Source organism: Olsenella sp. An188, assembly GCF_002160255.1.
GTDB classification, from domain to species: Bacteria; Actinomycetota; Coriobacteriia; order Coriobacteriales; family Atopobiaceae; genus Thermophilibacter; species Thermophilibacter avistercoris.
On record NZ_NFKF01000001.1, the window covers coordinates 418,399 to 437,557 of the forward strand.

Annotated in this window: 18 protein-coding genes; 1 reads left to right on the forward strand and 17 read right to left on the reverse strand. The window is 69.4% G+C overall.

The features are described from left to right. Position 1: 1 nt before the first annotated feature. From B5F23_RS01910 to hisI, 12 genes are all read right to left on the reverse strand, one after another. Positions 2–1,087, reverse strand: a complete 1,086-nt coding sequence (locus B5F23_RS01910) for a Gfo/Idh/MocA family protein (protein ID WP_087350993.1) — start codon at positions 1,085–1,087, stop codon at positions 2–4. A 371-nt stretch (positions 1,088–1,458) separates the two neighbouring features. Next, the gene (locus B5F23_RS01915; RefSeq protein ID WP_087350996.1) at positions 1,459–2,145 is read right to left on the reverse strand and encodes an N-acetylmannosamine-6-phosphate 2-epimerase; all 687 of its coding nucleotides are present in this window, start codon (positions 2,143–2,145) and stop codon (positions 1,459–1,461) included. 45 nt (positions 2,146–2,190) lie between these two features. Further along, entirely contained in the window at positions 2,191–3,150 is a 960-nt protein-coding gene (locus B5F23_RS01920; protein WP_087350999.1) for an ROK family protein, read from the reverse strand. Positions 3,151–3,159: 9 nt separating this feature from the next. Next, positions 3,160–4,083 (reverse strand): dihydrodipicolinate synthase family protein, encoded by a 924-nt coding sequence (locus B5F23_RS01925; RefSeq protein ID WP_087351001.1) that lies wholly within the window; start codon positions 4,081–4,083, stop codon positions 3,160–3,162. Between the two features lie 148 nt (positions 4,084–4,231). Beyond that, positions 4,232–5,056 carry an ABC transporter ATP-binding protein gene (locus tag B5F23_RS01930; protein ID WP_087351004.1) on the reverse strand — a complete coding sequence of 275 codons (825 nt, stop codon included), beginning with the start codon at positions 5,054–5,056 and terminating at the stop codon, positions 4,232–4,234. Then, complete coding sequence (locus B5F23_RS01935) at positions 5,057–7,078, reverse strand: dipeptide/oligopeptide/nickel ABC transporter permease/ATP-binding protein (protein ID WP_087351007.1); 2,022 nt, start codon at positions 7,076–7,078, stop codon at positions 5,057–5,059. A gap of 5 nt (positions 7,079–7,083) precedes the next feature. Continuing rightward, on the reverse strand, positions 7,084–8,049 hold the full coding sequence (locus tag B5F23_RS01940; RefSeq protein WP_087351008.1) for an ABC transporter permease: 966 nt from the start codon (positions 8,047–8,049) through the stop codon (positions 7,084–7,086). A gap of 127 nt (positions 8,050–8,176) precedes the next feature. Beyond that, a complete protein-coding gene (locus tag B5F23_RS01945) occupies positions 8,177–9,775 on the reverse strand; it encodes an ABC transporter substrate-binding protein (protein WP_087351011.1) in 1,599 nt (532 codons plus the stop codon). Between the two features lie 278 nt (positions 9,776–10,053). Beyond that, positions 10,054–11,988 (reverse strand): excinuclease ABC subunit UvrC, encoded by a 1,935-nt coding sequence (uvrC, locus tag B5F23_RS01950; RefSeq protein WP_087351013.1) that lies wholly within the window; start codon positions 11,986–11,988, stop codon positions 10,054–10,056. Beyond that, entirely contained in the window at positions 11,985–13,253 is a 1,269-nt protein-coding gene (locus B5F23_RS01955) for a carboxylate--amine ligase (RefSeq protein ID WP_087351018.1), read from the reverse strand. The genes uvrC and B5F23_RS01955 overlap by 4 nt, the downstream gene beginning before the upstream one ends. An 18-nt stretch (positions 13,254–13,271) precedes the next feature. Beyond that, positions 13,272–13,589 carry a phosphoribosyl-ATP diphosphatase gene (gene hisE / locus B5F23_RS01960; protein WP_087351021.1) on the reverse strand — a complete coding sequence of 106 codons (318 nt, stop codon included), beginning with the start codon at positions 13,587–13,589 and terminating at the stop codon, positions 13,272–13,274. Positions 13,590–13,627: 38 nt separating this feature from the next. Next, the gene (hisI, locus tag B5F23_RS01965; protein ID WP_087351024.1) at positions 13,628–14,029 is read right to left on the reverse strand and encodes a phosphoribosyl-AMP cyclohydrolase; all 402 of its coding nucleotides are present in this window, start codon (positions 14,027–14,029) and stop codon (positions 13,628–13,630) included. A 52-nt stretch (positions 14,030–14,081) separates the two neighbouring features. Here hisI and B5F23_RS01970 point away from each other — a divergent pair, with 52 nt between their 5' ends. Beyond that, positions 14,082–15,629, forward strand: coding sequence for an FAD-binding protein (locus B5F23_RS01970; protein ID WP_087351029.1), 1,548 nt, complete (start codon positions 14,082–14,084; stop codon positions 15,627–15,629). On the opposite strand, the gene B5F23_RS01975 is transcribed toward B5F23_RS01970, so the two are convergent. The 5 genes from B5F23_RS01975 to hisB form a co-directional block, all read right to left on the reverse strand. Then, a complete protein-coding gene (locus tag B5F23_RS01975; RefSeq protein ID WP_143786336.1) occupies positions 15,613–16,011 on the reverse strand; it encodes an RNA polymerase sigma factor in 399 nt (132 codons plus the stop codon). The genes B5F23_RS01970 and B5F23_RS01975 overlap by 17 nt on opposite strands. 193 nt (positions 16,012–16,204) lie before the next feature. Beyond that, the gene (gene hisF, locus B5F23_RS01980) at positions 16,205–16,975 is read right to left on the reverse strand and encodes an imidazole glycerol phosphate synthase subunit HisF (RefSeq protein ID WP_087351036.1); all 771 of its coding nucleotides are present in this window, start codon (positions 16,973–16,975) and stop codon (positions 16,205–16,207) included. A gap of 198 nt (positions 16,976–17,173) precedes the next feature. Continuing rightward, complete coding sequence (locus B5F23_RS01985) at positions 17,174–17,908, reverse strand: 1-(5-phosphoribosyl)-5-[(5-phosphoribosylamino)methylideneamino]imidazole-4-carboxamide isomerase (RefSeq protein WP_087351039.1); 735 nt, start codon at positions 17,906–17,908, stop codon at positions 17,174–17,176. Between the two features lie 2 nt (positions 17,909–17,910). Continuing rightward, entirely contained in the window at positions 17,911–18,558 is a 648-nt protein-coding gene (hisH, locus tag B5F23_RS01990) for an imidazole glycerol phosphate synthase subunit HisH (RefSeq protein WP_087351042.1), read from the reverse strand. After that, positions 18,558–19,145 carry an imidazoleglycerol-phosphate dehydratase HisB gene (hisB, locus tag B5F23_RS01995; RefSeq protein WP_087351045.1) on the reverse strand — a complete coding sequence of 196 codons (588 nt, stop codon included), beginning with the start codon at positions 19,143–19,145 and terminating at the stop codon, positions 18,558–18,560. The genes hisH and hisB overlap by 1 nt, the downstream gene beginning before the upstream one ends. Positions 19,146–19,159 lie beyond the last annotated feature (14 nt).

The window sequence follows — 19,159 nt, forward strand, 5'->3', positions numbered from 1 at the left end:
GCTAGCGCTCCTCGGGGTAGACGACGCCCCACTCGGCGCGCAGGCGCGTCATGAGCTCCATGACGTCTGCCGCGTAGCCGAGAAGCGCGCGGCGGGACTCGTCGCCGGCCACGGCGGCCTCGAGGTCGGCCATCTCGTAGCACAGGGCGTAGGCCTCCTCGCCGGCCGTCACGGTCTCGCGGCGGCCGTCGGCGGTCCAGACGATGGTGGCCGTGTCGGCGCGCGGGTACTCCGTGACCTCGACGTAGCACTTGTCGAAGGAGATGACGGCGCGCTTGGGCTGCTTGGAGTGCAGGGTGAGCGAGACCACGCCGAGCTGGCCCTGCTCGTTTCTGCAGACGATGCCGCCCGCCACGTCCACGCCCGTCTCGCAGAGGTTGCCGAGCGAGACCACCTCGTTGGGCTGGGAGGCCATGAACAGGCGCATCAGGCTGAGCGCGTAGACGCCGATGTCGAGCATGGCGCCGCCGGCCAGGTTGGGGTTGTAGAAGCGGTTGGTGAGGTCGCCGTACTCCTTGTAGGAGCCGAAGTTGAGCTGCGCCAGGTTCATGCGGCCGAACTCGCCGGCGTTGGCGCGGCGAAGCAGCTCCTGGTAGAGCGGCATGTGCAGGATCGTCGTGGCGTCCATGAGCACCACGCCGTGGGCGTCGGCGATGGCGCGGGCCTCGTCGAGCTCGGCGGAGTTCAGCGTGATGGACTTCTCGCAGAGCACGTGCTTGCCGGCGGCCAGGGCGTCACGCAGGTAGCGGATGTGCGTGTTGTGCGGAGTGGTGATGTAGATGGCGTCGATCGAGGGGTCGGCGTAGAGCTCCTCGCAGGAGTCGTAGACGCGCTCGACGCCGTACTTCTCGGCAAAGGCGACGGCCTTGTCGCGCGTGCGGTTGACCACGCCGGCCAGGCGGCGGCCCGCGAGCGCGAGAGACGCGGCCATTTGGTTGGCGATGACGCCGCAGCCGATGACGGCCCAGTTGAGCTGCGGGGCGGTGAAGACGTCGTCGGGGAACGGCTTGCCCTGGACGGAGGCGAAGGCCGCGGTGGCGGCGGCTGCCGCGTCGAGCGGGGCGGTGGTCTGGGTGGTGTCTGCCATGGGATGCTCCTGTTCTTCTCGTTCCGTGATTCTCATTTTTGCGCAAGTTCTTCCAAAAGTGCGCATGATTGTGCCGACGACCGGTAAGCGGTCTTGAATCTCCGCCTAACGTCAATTTCACTCAATAGTACGCATTTATGCGCACACATACGAGCAAAACCGCGCAAAGCGTGAGCTCTGTAGGCGCAAAGCGACACTTTCTCCGCCCAAACTGTCGCTTAGCTCCTACACAACCCGGTTGTAGGCACTGAACGACAGTTTTTTCACCCAAACCGTCGCCTAGCGCCCACAAACCAGGGCGCGCCGAGAAGAACGCGGGGCCGCGGCCCAGACGGACCGCGGCCCCGCGCGTTCGAAACTGCGGCGCTCCCCTACTTGATGGCGTCAACGAACCAGCTGGTGATCGACGTGGGGTGCGTGATGGCGGTACCGGACACCACGGCCCAGGCGCCCGCGTCCATGGCGGCGCGCGCGTCGGCCGGGGTGTGGACGTGGCCCTCGCAGATGATGGCGGCGTCCGGGAACTCGCTCACGGCCTGCGTGAGGATCGGGATGTCCGGGCCGTCGTCCATCGTGGTGTCGATGGCAGCCTTGTTGTGCGAGAGCGTGGTGGAGACGAGGTCGCACCCGGCGGCCACGCCGCGGCGGATGTCCTCGATGGTCATGCAGTCGGCCATGATGAGCACGTCGGAGGCGGCGCGGATCGCCTCGACCGTCTCCTCGAAGGTGCGTCCGTCAGGGCGCGGGCGGTCGGTGGCGTCGAGGGCCACCACGTCGGCTCCGGCGTGCACGCACGCCATGGCGTGACGCAGCGTCGGGGTGATGTAGACGCCCTCGTGGCCCTCCTTCCACAGGCCGATGACGGGAATCTCCACGCGGCCCTTGATGGCGGCGATGTCAGAGAGTCCCTGGCAGCGGATGGCCGCGGCGCCGCCCAGCTCGCAGGCGCGCGCCATCTGCGCCATGGTCTCCGGGTGACGCAGGGGCTCGCCCGGGTAGGCCTGGACGCTCACGATGAGCTTGCCGCGCAGGGACTCGACGAGCGGATGATGTGCCATGCTTCCTCCTTTGGATGACTCAAGAGGGGGTCGTCCCCCTTCGAGTCAGTCGGTGACCTCGGCGTAGCCGGAGCTGACGAAGTTCTCCGCCGCGCCGATGAGCGGGGCGTCGCCGCCGAGCTCGCCGCCCACGATAGGCGTGGTGGCAACGGGCGGCATGGCCTGTCCCCTGAAGGCCTCGGACATGGCGTCGGACCAGGCGGGCCCGCACTGGGCCACCGACCCGGAGAGGATCACGCAGTCCGGGTCGAGCATGTTGCACATGCTGCCGAGGACCTCGCCGAGGGCGCGGCCCGCGCGGGCCTCCGCGGCGCAGGCGTTCTCGTCGCCCGCGGCGGCGCGGCGGTCGATCTCCGCGCCGTCCATCGGGGTTCCGTCGGGCAGCTCGGCGTCGCCGCCGAGGCGCACGTACTCCTCGATGATGCCGGGGCCGGCCGCGATGGGCTCGAGGTGGCCGGTGGCTCCGCAGCTGCACGGCACGCCCGCGGCGGCCGGGCAACAGACGTGGCCGATGTGGCCAGCCTCGTCGTGGGCGCCGAGCATGATCTTGCCCCACTCGACGAAGGCGCCGCCGATGCCGGTGCCCACGGCCACGACCAGGCAGCTCTTGGCGTCGCGCCCGCCGCCCCAGCGCGCCTCGCCGAGTGCGTGCGCGTGGACGTCGTTGAGGACGCGGCAGGGCAGCCCGGTGGCGGCGGTGACCTCGGTGCCGAGGCGCGTGCCACCCCAGCCGGGCATGAGCTCGTTGGCGAAGGTGATGTCGCCGTTGCGCGGGTTTACCACGCCGGCTGAGGAGATGCCCACGCCCACGGGCGGCTCGTCGGCGCGCTCGATGGCGGCCTTGATCTGCGCGAGGACCGTGGCGAGGACGTGCTCGCCGCCGGCCATGGCGTCGGTGGGAACCTTCTCCACCTTGGAGATGACGGGCTTCTCGCCGCCCAGGGCGACGAGGCCGCAGGCGATCTTGGTGCCGCCGATGTCGACGGCCACGATGGTCTGGCTCATGGCTCCCCCCTAGAGAAGGCCGGTCTCGGCGAGGACCTTGCGGATGGCCTCGACGTTGTCGCCCTCGAGGGCCTTGACCGGGCGCGGCATGGTGTTGGAGTCAAAGACGCCGAGCAGCATGAGGGCGGTCTTGAAGGCGCCCACGCCCCCCGCGTAGCCCTGGACGCCGCTCGTCACGTCGAAGATGTGGGAGATGTCGTTGAGTCGGTCCTGCTCGGCCTTGACCGTCGCCCAGTCGCCCGCCTCGGCGGCCCTCCACATGCGCACGTAGCCCTCGGGCTCGACGTTGGCCAGGCCAGGGACGGAGCCGTCCGCGCCGGAGAGGTAGGCTCCGTCGACCACGATCTCGTGGCCGGTGAGCAGGCTCAGCGGGTGGCCGGCCTTCTCGTTTGCCTGGCAGAGATAGCGGAAGGAGATGTCGTCGCCGGAGGAGTCCTTGACGCCGGCGAGCACGCCCTCGCTGCCGAGCTTCACGAGCAGCGGCCACGGCAGCTTGGTGTGCACGCACACCGGGATGTCGTAGGCGAAGATGGGCAGGTCGAGCTCGTCGTGCAGGATGCGGAAGTGCTCCTCGACCTCAGCCATGCCGCCGAGCGCGTAGAAGGGCGCGGTGGCGACGAGCGCGTCGGCGCCGAGCTCGGTGGCGACGCGGCCGTGCTCGAGCACGCGCTCGGTCTCGGTGTCGATGATGCCCACGAGGACGGGCACGCGGTGGTCGACGATGCGCACGGCCTCGGAGATGATCTGGCGGCGGCGCTCGTCGGTGGAGAAGACGACCTCGCCGGAGGAGCCGAGGAAGAACAGGCCGTCGACGCCGGCGTCGATCATGCGGTTGATGAGGCGCTCGAACGAGGGGACGTCGAGCTGGTGGTCGGGGGTGTCGGGGACGACGACGGGCGGAACGACGCCCCTGATCTTGAAGTTCTCTGCCATGCTGATCCTTTCTTCGGTGCGGTCGGGGGGACCGCAAACGGGATGGCACGCTCAGATGCTAGCGGCTGGCGGGCGAGAAGTGCCCGCCGCCCGCCGATTTCGCAAAGCGGGCGCGCCCGGAGGCGCGCCCGCGGACGAACGGGTGGGCCTACTGGCCGAGGTTGGGGTGGAGCAGTGACGGCGCAGCCGCGAGGAGCGTCTTGGTGTAGGCGTCCTTGGGGTCCTCGAATATCTGCCTCGCGGGCCCCTCCTCCATGATCTGGCCGTGGTTCATGACGACGATGCGGTCGGAGATGTAGCGCTCCGTCTGGATGTCGTGGCTGATGAAGACCATGGCCAGGCCGAGCTCCTTCTTGAGGTCCGTGAGCAGGTTCAGGATCTGCGCGCGGACCGAGACGTCGAGGGCGGACGTGGGCTCGTCCGCGATGATGACGTCGGGCTGGAGCGAGAGCGCGCGGGCGATGGCGACGCGCTGGCGCTGGCCGCCGGAGAGCTGGCCGGGCAGCGCGTACATCGCCGACGACGGCAGGCCGACGACGCCCAGGAGCTCCTGGACGCGCGCCTCGCGCTCGTCCTCCGAGGCAACCTTGTGGACGACCAGCGGGTCGAGCAGCTGGTCGTGTACGGACATGCGCGGGTTGAGCGCCGTGGCAGGGTTCTGGAACACCACGGAGACCACGCGGCCGATCTTCTTGCGGAGCTCCGCCGTGCGCTTGGTGACGTCGTCACCCTTGAAGTAGACGTGGCCCGAGGTCGGCGACTGGAGGCCGCACATGACGTTGGCCGTCGTGGACTTGCCGCAGCCGGACTCGCCGACGATGCCGATGGTCTCACCGGGCATGAGCTTGAGGGTGAGGCCGTTCACGGCGTGCACGAGGTTGGGGTGGAACAGCGACCCCGTGCGGGACTTGAACGTGACCGAGATGTTGTCGAGGAAGATGATGGGGGTCTGCCCAGAGTTCTTCTCTGCCATCTACCTCACCTCCAGTCGGGAAACGAGACCGTTCTTCGCGAGCTCCTCGTCCGGGATCTCCGAGACGAAGTGGTGCTCGGTTCCGGGGACGAGCTTGAGCACGGGATGGACGTCGAGGCCCACGGTGGGGTGGCTCGAGCGCGGGGCGAAGCGGTCGCCCTTGGGGAAGTCCGCCGGGCTCGGGACGGAGCCGGGCACCTGGTGCAGGCGGCTGCCGTCGTGCGCCTCGATCGAGAGCACGGAGCCGAGGAGGCCCTGGGTGTACTCGTGGACCGGGTTGGTGAGCAGCTCCTTGGTGGGGGCGGACTCGACGACCTGTCCTGCGTACATGACGGTGATCTCGGAGGCGACCTCCGCGACGAGCGCGAGGTCGTGGGACACGAAGATCATCGCGAAGCCGAGCTGCTTCTGGAGGTCGTTCAGGAGCTTGATGACCTGCTTCTGGACCGTCACGTCAAGCGCCGTGGTGGGCTCGTCGCAGATGACGAGCGACGGGTTGCGCGTGAGCGCCATGGCGATGATGACGCGCTGGCACTGGCCACCGGAGAGCTCGTGCGGGTAGGACTCGAGCGTGCGCTTGGGGTCGAGGCCCACGAGCTCGAGCAGCTCCTCGGCGCTGCGGGTGCCGCCGCGGCTCGTGAGCTGCTTCATCTGCGCGGAGATGAGCATCGAGGGGTTGAGCGAGGAGAGCGAGTCCTGATAGACCATCGCGAGCTCGTGGCCCAGCAGCTTGCGGTGCTCCTCCTTGGTGAGCTTGAGCAGGTCCTGGCCCTTGTAGAGCACCTCGCCGGTGATGCGGGCGCTGTCGGGCAGGAGGTTCATGATGGTCTTGGTGGTGATGGACTTGCCGCAGCCGGACTCGCCCACGAGGGCCATGCACTGGCCGGGGCGGACGTCAAAGGAGACGTTGTCGACCACGTTGACGTCACCGTGGCGCGGGAAGCCGATCGAGAGGTTCCTGACCTGCAGCAGCGGCTCCACCGAGTAGTCGGGCACGCGACGGTCCGTGCGCGCGAGCTCCACCTCGCGCAGGGCGCCGAGACGGCGAGACAGGGACTCGGCCTGCTCCTTGTAGGCGCGCACGGGGTCGGCGACGAGAAGGTCGGCCTCGCGGCGGCTCTCGGCGTTCTCGTTGGCCACGGGGGCGGACGGGGCGGCGGCCATGGCGTCGGTCAGGCCCTCGGAGAGGATGTTGAGCGCGAGGCAGGTGACCATGATCGCGATGCCCGGGAACAGCGCCTGCCACCAGCGGCCGAGAAGGACGCCGTCGCGCGCGGAGGACAGGATGTTGCCCCACGTGGCGGTAGGTTCAGCGATGCCGGCGCCAATGAAGGTGAGCGACGCCTCGAAGATGATGGCGTCAGCGACGAGGGTGACCGTGAAGACCATGATCGGCGCGATGCAGTTGCGCAGGACGTGGCGCATGAGAATCCACGGAGCGCGGGCGCCGGAGACGATGACCGCGCGGACGTAGTCCTCCCCGTACTCGGACACCACGTTCGCGCGGACGATGCGCGCAATCTGCGGCGTGTACATGAAGCCGATCGAGAAGATGATGGCCGGAACGGAGTTGCCCAGGATGAGCACCAGGATGGCGGCGAGGGCGATGCCCGGGATGGACATGATGACGTCGAGCACGCGCATGATGACCTCGGAGATGGCCTTGCGCGCGACGGCCGCCACAGCGCCGATGATCGAGCCGAGCACGAGCGCGAGCGCGGTGGCGCCGAAGCCGATCACGAGCGAGTACTGGCCGCCGTAGAGCATGCGGGAGAGGATGTCACGGCCGATGTTGTCCGTGCCAAAGACGAACTCCTGCGAGGGCGGCTGGTAGGCCTGGTAGATGTTGAGCGGATCGTGCGGGGCGATGACCGGGGCGAGAATCGCGGAGAGCGCCACTAGAATGAGAAGGACGAGGGAGATCTTGCTCGACAGGCTCATGTTCTTGAGTCCGCTGAACCTCGCGCCCTTGGCGGCGGCCTGCTCAAGCTTCTTTGTCTTGTTCTCTCTGATCTTAGTCATGGGGCCTACACCGTCCTAATGCGCGGGTTGATCAGCAGGTAGAGCATGTCAACCACGATGTTGATCACAACGAAGGCCAGTGCCACGACCACGACGACGCCCTGGACGAGCATGATCTCGCCGCCGGTGATGCCCTGCTGGATGAGGGTGCCCATGCCGGGGAGCGCAAAGATGACCTCGATGACGACGGCACCTCCCATGAGGTAGCCGATCTTGAGGCCAAGCGTGGTGACCGGGGTGATGAGGGCGTTGCGCAGCACGTTCTTCGCAATGACCACGTTCTCGGGGATGCCCGAGCCGCGGGCCGTCTGCACGTAGTCCTTGTCAAGCTCCTCGACCATGGCCGTGCGCACGATACGCGTCATCTGGCCGATGACCGGGAAGGCCAGGGCGATGGCCGGCATAATCATGCGCCCGAAGTAGCCGGCGGGGCTGGTGAAGAGGTTCGGCAGGGCGCCGGAGGACGGGAACACCCTCGTGAGGCCTGCCATGGTCACGAGAAGTATCAGCAGGACCGCCAGCCAGAAGGACGGCGTTGCGATTCCCGCGATGGATATCACGCGTATCACCTGGTCAGGCCATTTGTCCCGGTAGAGGGCCGATATGACGCCAAGCGTGAACGAGAAGACGGCCGCGATGAGCAGGCCGAAGAAGGTGAGCTGCATCGTGATGGGCAGGGCCGACGCGATGGCGGTGGACACCGGGGTCTGGCGGCTGCCGTAGGTGCCCAGGTCGCCCTGGACGAGACCGCCGATGTAGTCCACGTAGCGAACGGGCCACGGGTCATTCATGCCGTGCTCGTCCATGTACTCCTCGACGGCCTCCGGAGACGCGCCCTCGCCGAGGACGGTTCGTGCCGGAATGGAGGGGTCGGTGAAGGACATGAGGAAGAACACGAGCAGGGTGACGCCCAGGGCCATGATCGGCAGCGCGATGAGACGCCGGCCGATAAGGCGCAGGAGGTTGTTCATACCCTCTCCTCTCTCTTGCCTACCTTGCGAGAAGAGGGGCCCGAGCAGACTCGTGCCCGGGCCCCCCGAACATCCTCGCCCGCCTCGTCACCGTCAGGTCAACGAGGCGAGAAGAACCTCGACGGCCTTACGCGGTGACGGTCTTAGCGCCGAGGAAGTACATGCCGGTCGTGCCGATGCCCTCGAAGCCCTCGATGGCGGTGCCGGTCGGGGACGCGGAGGCGTCAGCCCAGGACGCGGTCACGGTCTGGACGTGGATGAGCGGGTACAGGACGCAGTTCTCGGCGATGAGGTCGTAGACCTGCTTCCAGGTAGCCTGCTGCTCGTCGCCGGACTGGCCGAGGGCGGTGTTCATGAGCTCGCGAATCTGGGCGAACTCCTCGGACTCCGACCACTTGGTGCGGGTGTCCTGCCACGGGGTCACGCCGTACCACCAGTTGAGGAGCAGGTCGGGATCGGCGCCCCAGCAGGACGGGTCGCCCGGGGCGATGAGGATGTCGAAGTCGTCGGACCCGCCGTCGATGGCTGCGTAGGTGGCCTGCGAGGTCTGCTCGTCGATAGTAGCGTTGAAGCCGAGCGCCGAGAGGTCCTGCTGCGCCTGAGTGGCCATCGCGGAGGCCTGGGTGTTGTCCGTGCAGCGAATCTTGAGGTCGCCCGGGGTTACGCCGGCCTCGGAGAGCAGGGACTGGGCCTTCTCCGGGTCGTAGGTGTAGACCGTGGAGGCCTCCTGGTAGTTGGGGAAGTCCTTGGGGATGTAGGACGAGGCGGTGGCGGCCAGGCCGTTGAAGATGTTGGTGACCATCTGGTCGGTGTTGAGGGCGTACATGATCGCCTGGCGGGCGCTCACGTTGTCCCACGGGGCCTTAGCGGTGTTGAACATGATGAAGCGGGTGCCGAAGCCCTGGACGGTGTCAACCTTGCAGCCAGCCCCCTCGATGGTCTCGATGGCGTCTGCGGTGACGGACTCCATGACGAGCGTGGTGCCCTGCTGCTGCGCGGTCATGCGCGCGGTGGCGTCCGTGAGGATGTCGTAGTGCAGGGTGGAGTCCTCGGCGGGCAGCGAGCCGTTGTAGTTGGGGTTGGGGACGAGCTCTACCGCGGTGTCCGTGATGGAGCTGTACATCCACGGGCCGGAGCCGACGGGCGTGTTGGCGAGCTCGTCATCAGTCGTGCCGGCGGGGAAGACGCGAACGAGCGCCAGGCGCTCCTTGAGCAGCGAGAAGTTGGCGATGGCGGTCTTCACCGTGATGGTGGCGTCGTCGGTGGCCTCGAGCGAGTCGATCGGAGTCAGGAACGAGGCGTAGGTGCCGTTGGCCTTGGTGCGGTCGAAGGACTCGACGACGTCGGCGGCGGTCACGGCGTTGCCGTTGGAGAACGCGGCGCCCTCACGCAGCGTGACGGTGAAGGTGGTGTCGTCGACCTGCTCCGGGTCGCCGGTGGCGAGCTCGGGGAAGGTGCTGTAGTCGTGCGGGTCGCACCCGTAGAGGCCCTCGAGGACGTGCCAGTTGGAGCCAAGGCAGAAGGCCGAAGAGGTGGACGTGGGGTTGTAGTCCGAGGGGGCGTACGCGGAGCCCGCGGAGATGATGCCGCCCGTGGCGGTGTCGCCGCCCTGGGTGTCGTCGGTCGTCGTGGTGTCGCCGCCGCACGCGGCGAGACCGAGGGCGCTGACCGCCGCCGCCCCACCGAGGAACGTACGACGAGACACGGCGCTGCTGAGCTTCTTCATGTTCTCTTCCTATCTCCTCCTGCGACCGCCTCTGCGTGGCGGCCGTCCCTATTCGATTACCCTACGGGACGGCGGTCCCCCTCCGGCGCTCAAACCGACAGACGGCATGATTGGTCCCCGCAGACGGTTAACGGAATGTAAACTGGCACACCCCTGGTATGGTGGTCACACTCACTTTGCCAGCCGGACGACGTCCTGGGCCCGCCGCCTCACCCTCGGAGATAGCTGCGTGGCCTCGGGCGTCGGCCCACGGCGTCACACTCTTTAAGCTACTGGTATCAACCAAGTGCCCTAAGCGTCTCGAAGACCGCGTGGGCCACCTCCGCGGGAATCCCCGGCGTGGCCGCGATCTCCTCCTCGCTCGCCGCGCGCAGGCGCTTGAGCGAGCCGAAGCGCTTCAAAAGCGCGCGCTTGCGCTTGGGCCCCACGCCCGGCACCTCGTCGAGGACCGAGACCGTCATGGCCTTGTCGCGGAGCTCCCGGTGGAAGGTGATCGCAAAGCGGTGCGACTCGTCGCGCACCTGCTTGATGAGGTAGAGCGAGGGCGAGCCGGAGGGCAGCACGACCGGCGTGTCGTCCCAGGGGACGAAGATCTCCTCGTCGGACTTGGCGAGGCCGCAGACCGGGATGTCGAGACCGAGCTCGGCGAGCTGGGCCATGGCGGCCGTCAGCTGAGGCTTGCCGCCGTCGACCACGAGCAGGTCGGGGCGCGAGCCAAAGCGCTCGTCGGCCATGCGCTCCGGGGCGTAACGCCGACCCAGGACCTCCTGCATGGAGACGAAGTCGTTCGCCTCGTCGAGCTCGGCGCGCACCTTGAAGCGGCGGTACTGGGACTTGTCCGGCCGCCCGTTCGTGAAGACCACCATCGAGGCCACGGTGAAGCGGCCGTGCAGCGTGGAGATGTCGAAGCACTCTATGCGCAGGGGCGGGGCGTCGAGCGCCAGCGCGCTCTCGAGCTGCAGGAGCGCCTTGTTGGTGCGGTCGTCGGCGTAGCCCGTGCGCACCATGTAGCGCATGAGCGCGTGGCGGGCGTTGGCGGCGGCCATGTCGAGCAGGTGGCGCTTCTCGCCGCGCTGGGGCCGGTGGAGGCGCACGGAGTGCCCGCGCTTCTCGGCGAGCCACCCCGCTATGACCTCCGCGTCCGAGAGCTCCACGTCGAGGTCGACCTCGGAGGGGACGTCGGCCGTCTCGTCGTAGTAGCGCTTGACGAAGCCGGAGACGAGCTCCTCCTCCGAGACATCGAGGCCCTTGTCCAGCACGAACTCCACGGAGCGGACCGTGCGGCCCTCGCGCACGCAGAAGACGCAGGCGCAGCTGATGGTCTCCTCGCGGTAGACGCCCACGAGGTCGAGGCTCACGCTCGACGAGAAGACCACCTGCTGGCGGTCGTCGAGCGCGTCGAGGCTGTCGAGGCGCGCCTTGATGCGGCCGGCGCGCTCGAAGTCCAGGTCGGCGGCGGCCGCGCGCATCTGCTCGGTGAGCTCGCCCACGATCTCGGAGCGGTGCCCCTGCAGGAAGCGCTCCACCTGGTCCACGTGGCGCGCGTACTCGACGGTGTCGATCATGCCGGCGCACACGCCGGGGCCGCGGCCCACGTGATAGTCGAAGCACGGGCGACAGCGCTCGGCGAGCACCATGTTGGCCACGGCCGCCTGGTCGGGGTCGCGCTCGAGCAGGCGCCGCGCGCGCTTCCACTCCGCGCACGTGGCCACGCAGATGGGGACCACCTTGCGCAGCGTGTCGATCGTCTCGCGCGCGGCGCGGGCGTCGGTGTAGGGGCCAAAGTAGCGCGTGCCCTTCCTGTGCTTCTCGCGCGTGTACTTGATGGCCGGGAAGACGTCGGACTCGGTGATGGCGATGAAGGGGTAGCTCTTGTCGTCCTTGTAGTCCACGTTGAAGTAGGGGTGGTACTGCGCGATGAGGTTGCGCTCCAGCACGAGCGCCTCGTGCTCGGAGCCCACCACCACGTAGTCGAAGGACTTGACCACCTGCATCATGAGCGGGATCTTCTCGCGCTCGTCGGCGAGCGTCACGTACTGGCGCATGCGGGCGCGCAGGTTCTTTGCCTTGCCCACGTAGACGACCTCGCCCTTGGCGTCCTTCCACAGGTAGCAGCCCGGGTCCGTGGGGACCTGGGCCACCTGCTCGGCGAGGGTGGGCTCCACGTGGGCGGACGCGGGCTCGGGGGCGGCCGGGCGCCCGGGCTCGCTCACGAGGCGTCCCCGTCCGGCAGGTACCTCTTGAACTTCGAGATCTGGTGGTAGAAGTTGACGTAGGCCCAGAGGCGCTGGGCGAGCGCGTCGCGCCCGCCGCGCCAGTCGAGGGCAAAGCTCGCGCGGCGCTCGCGGAAGGCGGCGAGGATGCGGTCCCTGAGCGCCCCCGCGGGCATGCAGCGCTCGATGACCTGGCGCGGGGCGGCCACGTAGACCCACTCCGCGCTCGGCTCGACGCGCTCCGGGCGGCGCCCCAGGACGACGTCCTCCACCTGCACCCGCGCGAAGTTCACGCCGGCGAGAAGCACGATCCAGGAGCTGCGCCCCGGGCGCGCGTTCATCTCGAGGAACTTGTAGGTGCCCGTGCGCTCGTCCCACTTGGCGTCGAAGGTGCCCATCCCGTGGTAGCCCACGCGCTTCACAAAGCGCGCCGCCGCCTCCTCGAGCTCGGGGTTCTTCTCGCCGGTCATGGCCACGGCGTTGCCGATGGCGCCGGGGGCGTGGTCCTCGAGGCCCACGTGGCCGCAGACGCAGAAGCTCACGTCCGAGTGCTCGTCCGCGTAGAGGTAGACGGCGTGCATGTGGGAGTCCCCGCCGCCCACGTACTCCTGCACGATGAGGCTCTCGTCGTAGCACGAGCGCTTGAGCGCGTCGAAGATGCGCCGCAGCTCGGCGGGCTCGTCGACGTAGAAGACCTTCTTCTTGCCCTCGAACTCGGCGTAGTGGTAGGCGGCCGAGTTGGAGGGCTTGGCGACGAGCGGGTAGGTGAAGCCGGAGTCGTCCGCCTCCGCGGAGGGGTCCGAGCAGTCGAGGAAGCGCGTCCTGGGGTAGGCCACGCCCACCTCGTCGCAGACGCGGTAGAAGTTCTCCTTCTGCGTCACGAGGTCGAGCACGGCAAAGTCAACGACCGGCGTGTAGAACCAGCGCTCGAGCTCCGCCTTGTGCTGGGAGACGATGCGCGCGTAGAAGTCTCCGCAGGTCACGAGGAACGGGAGCCTTCCCGCGGAGCAGAGCTCCTCGCCCATCTCGCGCAGGGTGGCGAGAAGGACCTCGGGCTCGTCGATGCCCTCCACCACGCGGTAGTCGGCGAAGCGCGTGCGCGAGATGGACTTGACGTCGAAGCTCGCGCAGATGATCGGGCGTGCCCCGTAGGCCTCGCGGAAGGCGCGGACGTAGGCGTACGCCGAGTAGTCGGCCCCCAGGATGACGGGCTGGATAACGGACGCAAGGTCCCTCTCGGTGACGTTTTCCGGTCTTGAGGCCATGCGGCTCCTATCTACGAACTACCTGTGGCGTGCGTCGAGCTCGCCCGCGAGCTCCTCTACGGACACACCATAGCGCTCCAACGTGACGAGAAGATGATAGACAAGGTCGGCCGCCTCGTAGCGGATGTGGTCGTGGTCATTGTCCTTGCAGGCCAGCGCGACCTCGGTGGCCTCCTCGGTCACCTTCTTGAGCAGGGTGTCCACCGGGCCTTGAAGCAGGCGGGCGGTGTAGGACTGCTCCGGCGAGGCGTCGCGGCGACCGTGAATGACGGCGGCGAGCCCGCCGAGCGTCTCGCCGATGTCGCCGTCCTGGACGTTTGCGGTTCTCTCCCCCATGGGTCCTCCTTAGGCACGGTTGCCGGGACGAGCCGGCATCACGCGAGCTCGCGGTAGAAGCAGCTGCGGTGGCCGGTGTGGCAGGCGGGTCCGGGCGAGTCCACGACCACGAGCAGCGTGTCCGCGTCGCAGTCCACGAGCACGCGACGCACGCTCTGCACGTTGCCGCTGGTGGCGCCCTTATTCCAGAGCTCCTGCCTGCTGCGGCTCCAGAACCACGTGGTGCCGGTCTCGAGCGTGAGGCGCAGGGACTCCTCGCTCATCCACGCCACCATGAGCACCTCGCCGGTGCCCTCCTGCTGGACCACGCACGGCACGAGGCCGCGCTCGTCAAGGCGGACGCCTGCGGAGGCGAGCGTCACGGGCTCGAGCGGCTCGCCGGCGTAGGCGGGTCGGGATGCGCCAGGCGCGCAGGTATAATCGTCGGGGCTCTTGGACATGATGCCTCCTCTCGCGTGCCAGTGTAGCGCGCCGCAGTGAAGGGAAGGACCGATGCTCGACGCGCGTAACAATGACGTATTCGACGTCCTCGTGGTGGGCGCGGGCATCGCGGGCTGCGAGGCCGCGCTCGCGGCGGCCGGTCGGGGGGCGCGCGTGGCGCTCGCGAGCGCGGGCCCCACGTTCTCCGGATCGAGCTTCTTCGGGGGCACCTGGGGCCTCGGCCTCGTAGGGCCGGACGGCGAGAAGGACGAGGACGACCTCGTGGGCGCGATCTGCGAGGTGGGGCGCGGCGTGGCGGTGCCAGAGCTCGCGCGGGCGCTCGTGCGCGGAATCGCTCCGGCGGTGGGGCGCCTCGAGGCTCGCGGCGTGGAGCTCCTTGGCGCGGACAACCCGGACGAGCGCGACTTCATCCCCTGCTTCGACCGCAAGCGTCGGTGCTGGCACGGGATTGGGCGCGCGTCGTATCGCGCCGCGACCGAGGCGGCGCTTGCGCGGGCGGGCGTGACGCTGCTCCCCCGCCACGAGCTGCTCGACCTCGTCGAGAAGGACGGGCGGGTCTGCGGGGCCGCGCTTCACGACGTGCGGTCGGGCACGGCGCGCGTCGTGGCGGCCGGGGCCGTCGTGCTCGCGACGGGCGGCTTCGGCGGGCTCTTCTCGCGCACGCTCACCATGCCCGACGTCATGGGCACCTCGGCCGCGGTGGCGCTGCGCCATGGCGCGCGGCTCGTGAACGTGGAGTTCATCCAGATCATGCCGGGGCTCGTAGAGCCCGTGGGCGGCGTCGTCTTCAACGAGCGGACCTTCCGCTACGCACGGGTCGAGGGCGTGGACGGACCGGAGGCGGGCGCCCTTCTCGACGAGCGCGGTGGCCACGGGCCCTTCTCGGCGAGCCTGCCAGATCGGGCGGTCGACCTGGCCGTCTCCGCCGCGGGCCCGCGCGGGGCCGCGGTGACCTACGACCTCCCGGAACGCCTGCCCGAGTTCATGCAGACGTACTTCGACTGGTTCGAGGGCGCGTTTGGGAGGAGTCCCGCCGAGGGCGTGCGAATCGCGCCGTACGCGCACGCCTCCAACGGCGGCATCCTCGTCGACGAGCTCGGCTCCACCGGCGTGCCTGGGCTCTTTGCGTGCGGCGAGGCCACGGGCGGGATGCACGGGGCAGACCGCATCGGCGGGCTCTCGAGCGCAAACGCCCTGGTCTTTGGCCACGCCACCGGGCGCGCCGCCGCCGACTGCGCAGCCTCCGTCGCAGCTCTCGACGGCGAGGCGGGGCGGCCCCCTCATGCCAGCCCGGACCTGGGCGACCTGAGGCGCGCCATGGACAGGCTCTGCCTGATCGGGCGCACGGACGAGGGGCTGCGCCAGATGGGCCGCATCCTCGACGAGCTGGACGAGAAGAACGCGCAGGCCGGGTCAGTCCACGCCGCAAACGCGATCCTCTCCGCTCGGGCGCTCGTCACCGCGATGCTGGCCCGCACGGAAAGCCGCGGCGCCCACTTTCGCGCGGACTTTCCCCAGGAGGACCCCGCCCAGGCGCGCCCGCTCGTCGTCTCGCTCGACGAAGGCGGACGCCCCGTGGCCGCTACGCCGTCGGCGTGAGCACGAACTCGCGGACCTCCTCCACCGCAGCCTCGAGGTCCTCGACCACGCCCTCGCTCGCCGCGTCGGAGAACTCCCGCGTGAACCCGTAGGCCTCGCCGCTCGATGTTGTGAAGCCCCACTCGGAGCGCTCCCCCAGTCCGTGGTCGCCAAAGACGCGCTGGAAGAAGCCGCTCGTTGCCACCGCGTAGGCAACGCCCCCGGTGGAGAAGCCCCCGTAGTAGTGCAGAACAAGCGGCACGCGATAGCGCTCCGGGAGGCGCATCACCGCCGTGAACACGCGGACGTGCCCCTCGCTCGGCATTTGCAGCTGGTTTGCGTAGGCCTCGATGTCCTCCACACGCCGCCACGGGCGCCTGAAGAGCGAGCGGCACTCGTTCACGGTCACACGCACGAGCCAGTTGCGCAGGTACGCGTCGGTCTCAAAGCTCTTCTCGCCTGCGTTCTTTGGGCCCTCACCTTGGATGCGCGGCAGGAGCGGGATTGTTTCAGACTTTCTTGGCGGCCGCCGATTCTGGCAAGAAGCGCGCTCTTCTCGCCGTGCCGTCAGCCCGAGCCAGGCGAGAAGAGCGCCGCTAGAAGTCAAGCCGCACGGGGATGCCCTGGCTGGCCATGTACTCCTTGACCTCGCGGATCGTGTAGGTGCCAAAGTGGAAGACGCTCGCGGCGAGAACCGCGTCGGCCTCGCCCTCGACGATGCCCTCGGCAAAGTGCTCGAGCGTGCCTACGCCGCCCGACGCGATCACGGGAATGGGCACGGCGCGCGACACCGCGCGGGTGAGCGCCAGGTCGAAGCCGTCCTTGGTGCCGTCGCGGTCCATACTCGTGAGCAGGATCTCCCCCGCCCCGCGCCGGGCCGCCTCCTCAGCCCACGCAACCGCGTCGATGCCCGTGGCCTGCCGGCCCCCCGCCAGGTAGACCTCCCACTTGTCGCCCGCGCCGGGCACGCGCTTGGCGTCGATGGCGCAGATCACGGCCTGGGAGCCAAAGGCCGTCGCCGCGGCCGTGATGAGCTCGGGGCTGCGCACCGCGGCGGAGTTCACGGACACCTTGTCCGAGCCCGCCGCGATCATCTGCCGACAGCCCGCCACGTCGCGAAAGCCGCCGCCCACCGTGAAGGGGATGCGCAGCTCGGCCGCCGCGCGCGCGGCGAGGTCGATCGTGGTGGCGCGGTCGTCCGAGGTGGCCGTGATGTCGAGGAACACCACCTCGTCGGCGCCCTCCTTGTCGTAGCGGCGCGCGAGCTCCACCGGGTCGCCGGCGTCGCGCAGGTCCACGAAGTTGACGCCCTTCACCACGCGGCCGTCCTTCACGTCCAGGCAGGGTATGACGCGCTTGGTAAGCATGGCCTCTCCTCCAGCCCCGGCGAGCCGTCACCCCTCTTGCCGGGCTCGGCGCTCGCCTCGCTCGCTCACTTCGTGACTCGCCCCGCAAGAGGGGCGACGGCCCGCCCGCTCGCACGGGCCCATGCCGCCAAGCTTACCGCGAGCCGGGACCTCCTGCCCCTCTCGCCGCCAGGTCGTAACACGCGGAGCCGGCCACGCTCACGCGCAGGCCGCCAGGGCCTCCTCCAGCGAGAAGGACCCCTCGTAGAGGGCGCGTCCGCAGATGGCGCCCTCCACCGCGTCCGGCCCGAGCGCCGCGAGCGCCCGCAGGTCGTCCAGGCTCGCGATGCCGCCCGAGGCCACCACGGGAAAGCCCGCAACCTCGGCCACGTGGGCGTAGGCGGCCGCGTCCACGCCGCAGCGCATGCCGTCGCGCGCCACGTCGGTGAAGACGAGGTGGCGATACCCCATCTCCGCGAGGCGCGCCACCAGCTCGTCAGCCGAGAGCGCCGCTCCCTCGCGCCAGCCGTTCACGCGCACCTCGCCGTCTCGCGCGGCCACGTCGGCCACGAGCAGCTCGCCGTAGCGCGCCGCGGCCTCCCGCGCAAAGTCGGGGTCGCGCACGAGCGCCGTCCCGATGGCGATCCGCCTCACGCCCAGCCCCGCCAGCCGCTCGACGGCCGCGAGGTCGCGCACGCCGCCCCCGGCGTCCACGGAGATCCCCTCCACCGCGCACACGGCGCGGATGGCGGCGTCGTTGGCCGCTCGGGCCGCCTCGTCCTCCTCGAGCGTGGCGGAGAGGTCCACCACGTGCACCCAGCTCGCCCCGGCGTCGCGGAACCCCTCGGCCACCGCGGCCGGGTCGTCCGAGTAGACGTCCATCGCGGAGCGCTCCCCGCGCGCGAGGCGCACCACGTGCCCTCCCACCAGGTCGATCGCCGGGAAGAGGATCAACGCTACCGCCCTCCCCTCACGACGTCGACGAAGTTCGCCAGGATGGCCCCGCCGACCGCCGAGCTCTTCTCGGGGTGGAACTGGACCCCGTAGACGTTCTCGCGCCAGACTGCGGAGGCGAAGCTGCGCGCGTAGTGGGTGCGCGCCGCGACCACGCACGGCTCCACGTCGTCCGCGAGCGCGTAGGAGTGCGTGAAGTAGACGTGCGCGCCCTGGGCCACGCCGCGGAAGAGCCGGCAGGTGCGGCCGAGCGGCGTGAGGTCGAGCTGGTCCCAGCCCACGTGCGGCACCTTGAGGCGGGTGGACTCCAGGCGCGTGGCCGAGCCCGACATCACGCCCAGGCCCTCGGCCCACGAGCCGTCGTCCGTCTCGTCGCCTCGCTCGAAGAGCAGCTGCAGGCCCAGGCAGATGCCCAGGAACGGCACGCCCCGGCCGACGGCGTCGAGGACCGCCTCGGCCTCGCCGCTCTCCCGCAGGAAGGCCATCGCGTCCCCAAAGCTCCCCACGCCGGGAAGCACCACGCCAGAGGCCTCGCGGATGGCGGACGCGTCGTCCGAGACGCGCGCCTCGCCGCCCGCCTCGACCAGGCCACGCTCGACCGAGCTGAGGTTGCCCTTGTGGTAGTCGACGACGACGATCGTGCGCGCCATCAGAGGCTCCCCTTGGTGGAGGGCACGCCCTCGACGCGCGGGTCGCTCTCAACAGCCTCGCGCAGGGCGCGCGCCGCGGCCTTGAAGGTTGCCTCGAGGATGTGATGGGCGTTCTCTCCGCAAACGAGCCGCAGGTGAAGGGTCATGCCCGCCTCGCGCGCGAGGCCAACGAAGAACTCGTGGCCGAGCTCGGTGTCGAAGGTGCCCACCTTGTCGGGGCCGATTCTCACGTCCCAGTAGAGCTCGCCGCGGCCGGAGAGGTCGACGGACGCCATGACGAGCGCCTCGTCGAGCGGCACGAGCGCGCTGCCGAAGCGGCGGATGCCGCGCTTCTCGCCGAGCGCCTCGCGCAGGGCCTGGCCGAGCACGATGCCGGTGTCCTCCACGGTGTGGTGGTCGTCGACCTCGGTGTCGCCCTTGGCGCGCACCGTGAGGTCGATCAGCGAGTGGCGCGCCAGCGCGCAGAGCATGTGGTCGAAGAAGGGCACGCCCGTCTCCACGTCGGAGACGCCGGCGCCGTCCAGGTCAACAGAGAGCCCGATGTCCGTCTCGGACGTCGCGCGCACGGCCTTTGCGGTCCTCGTCATGCTTCCTCCCTCGG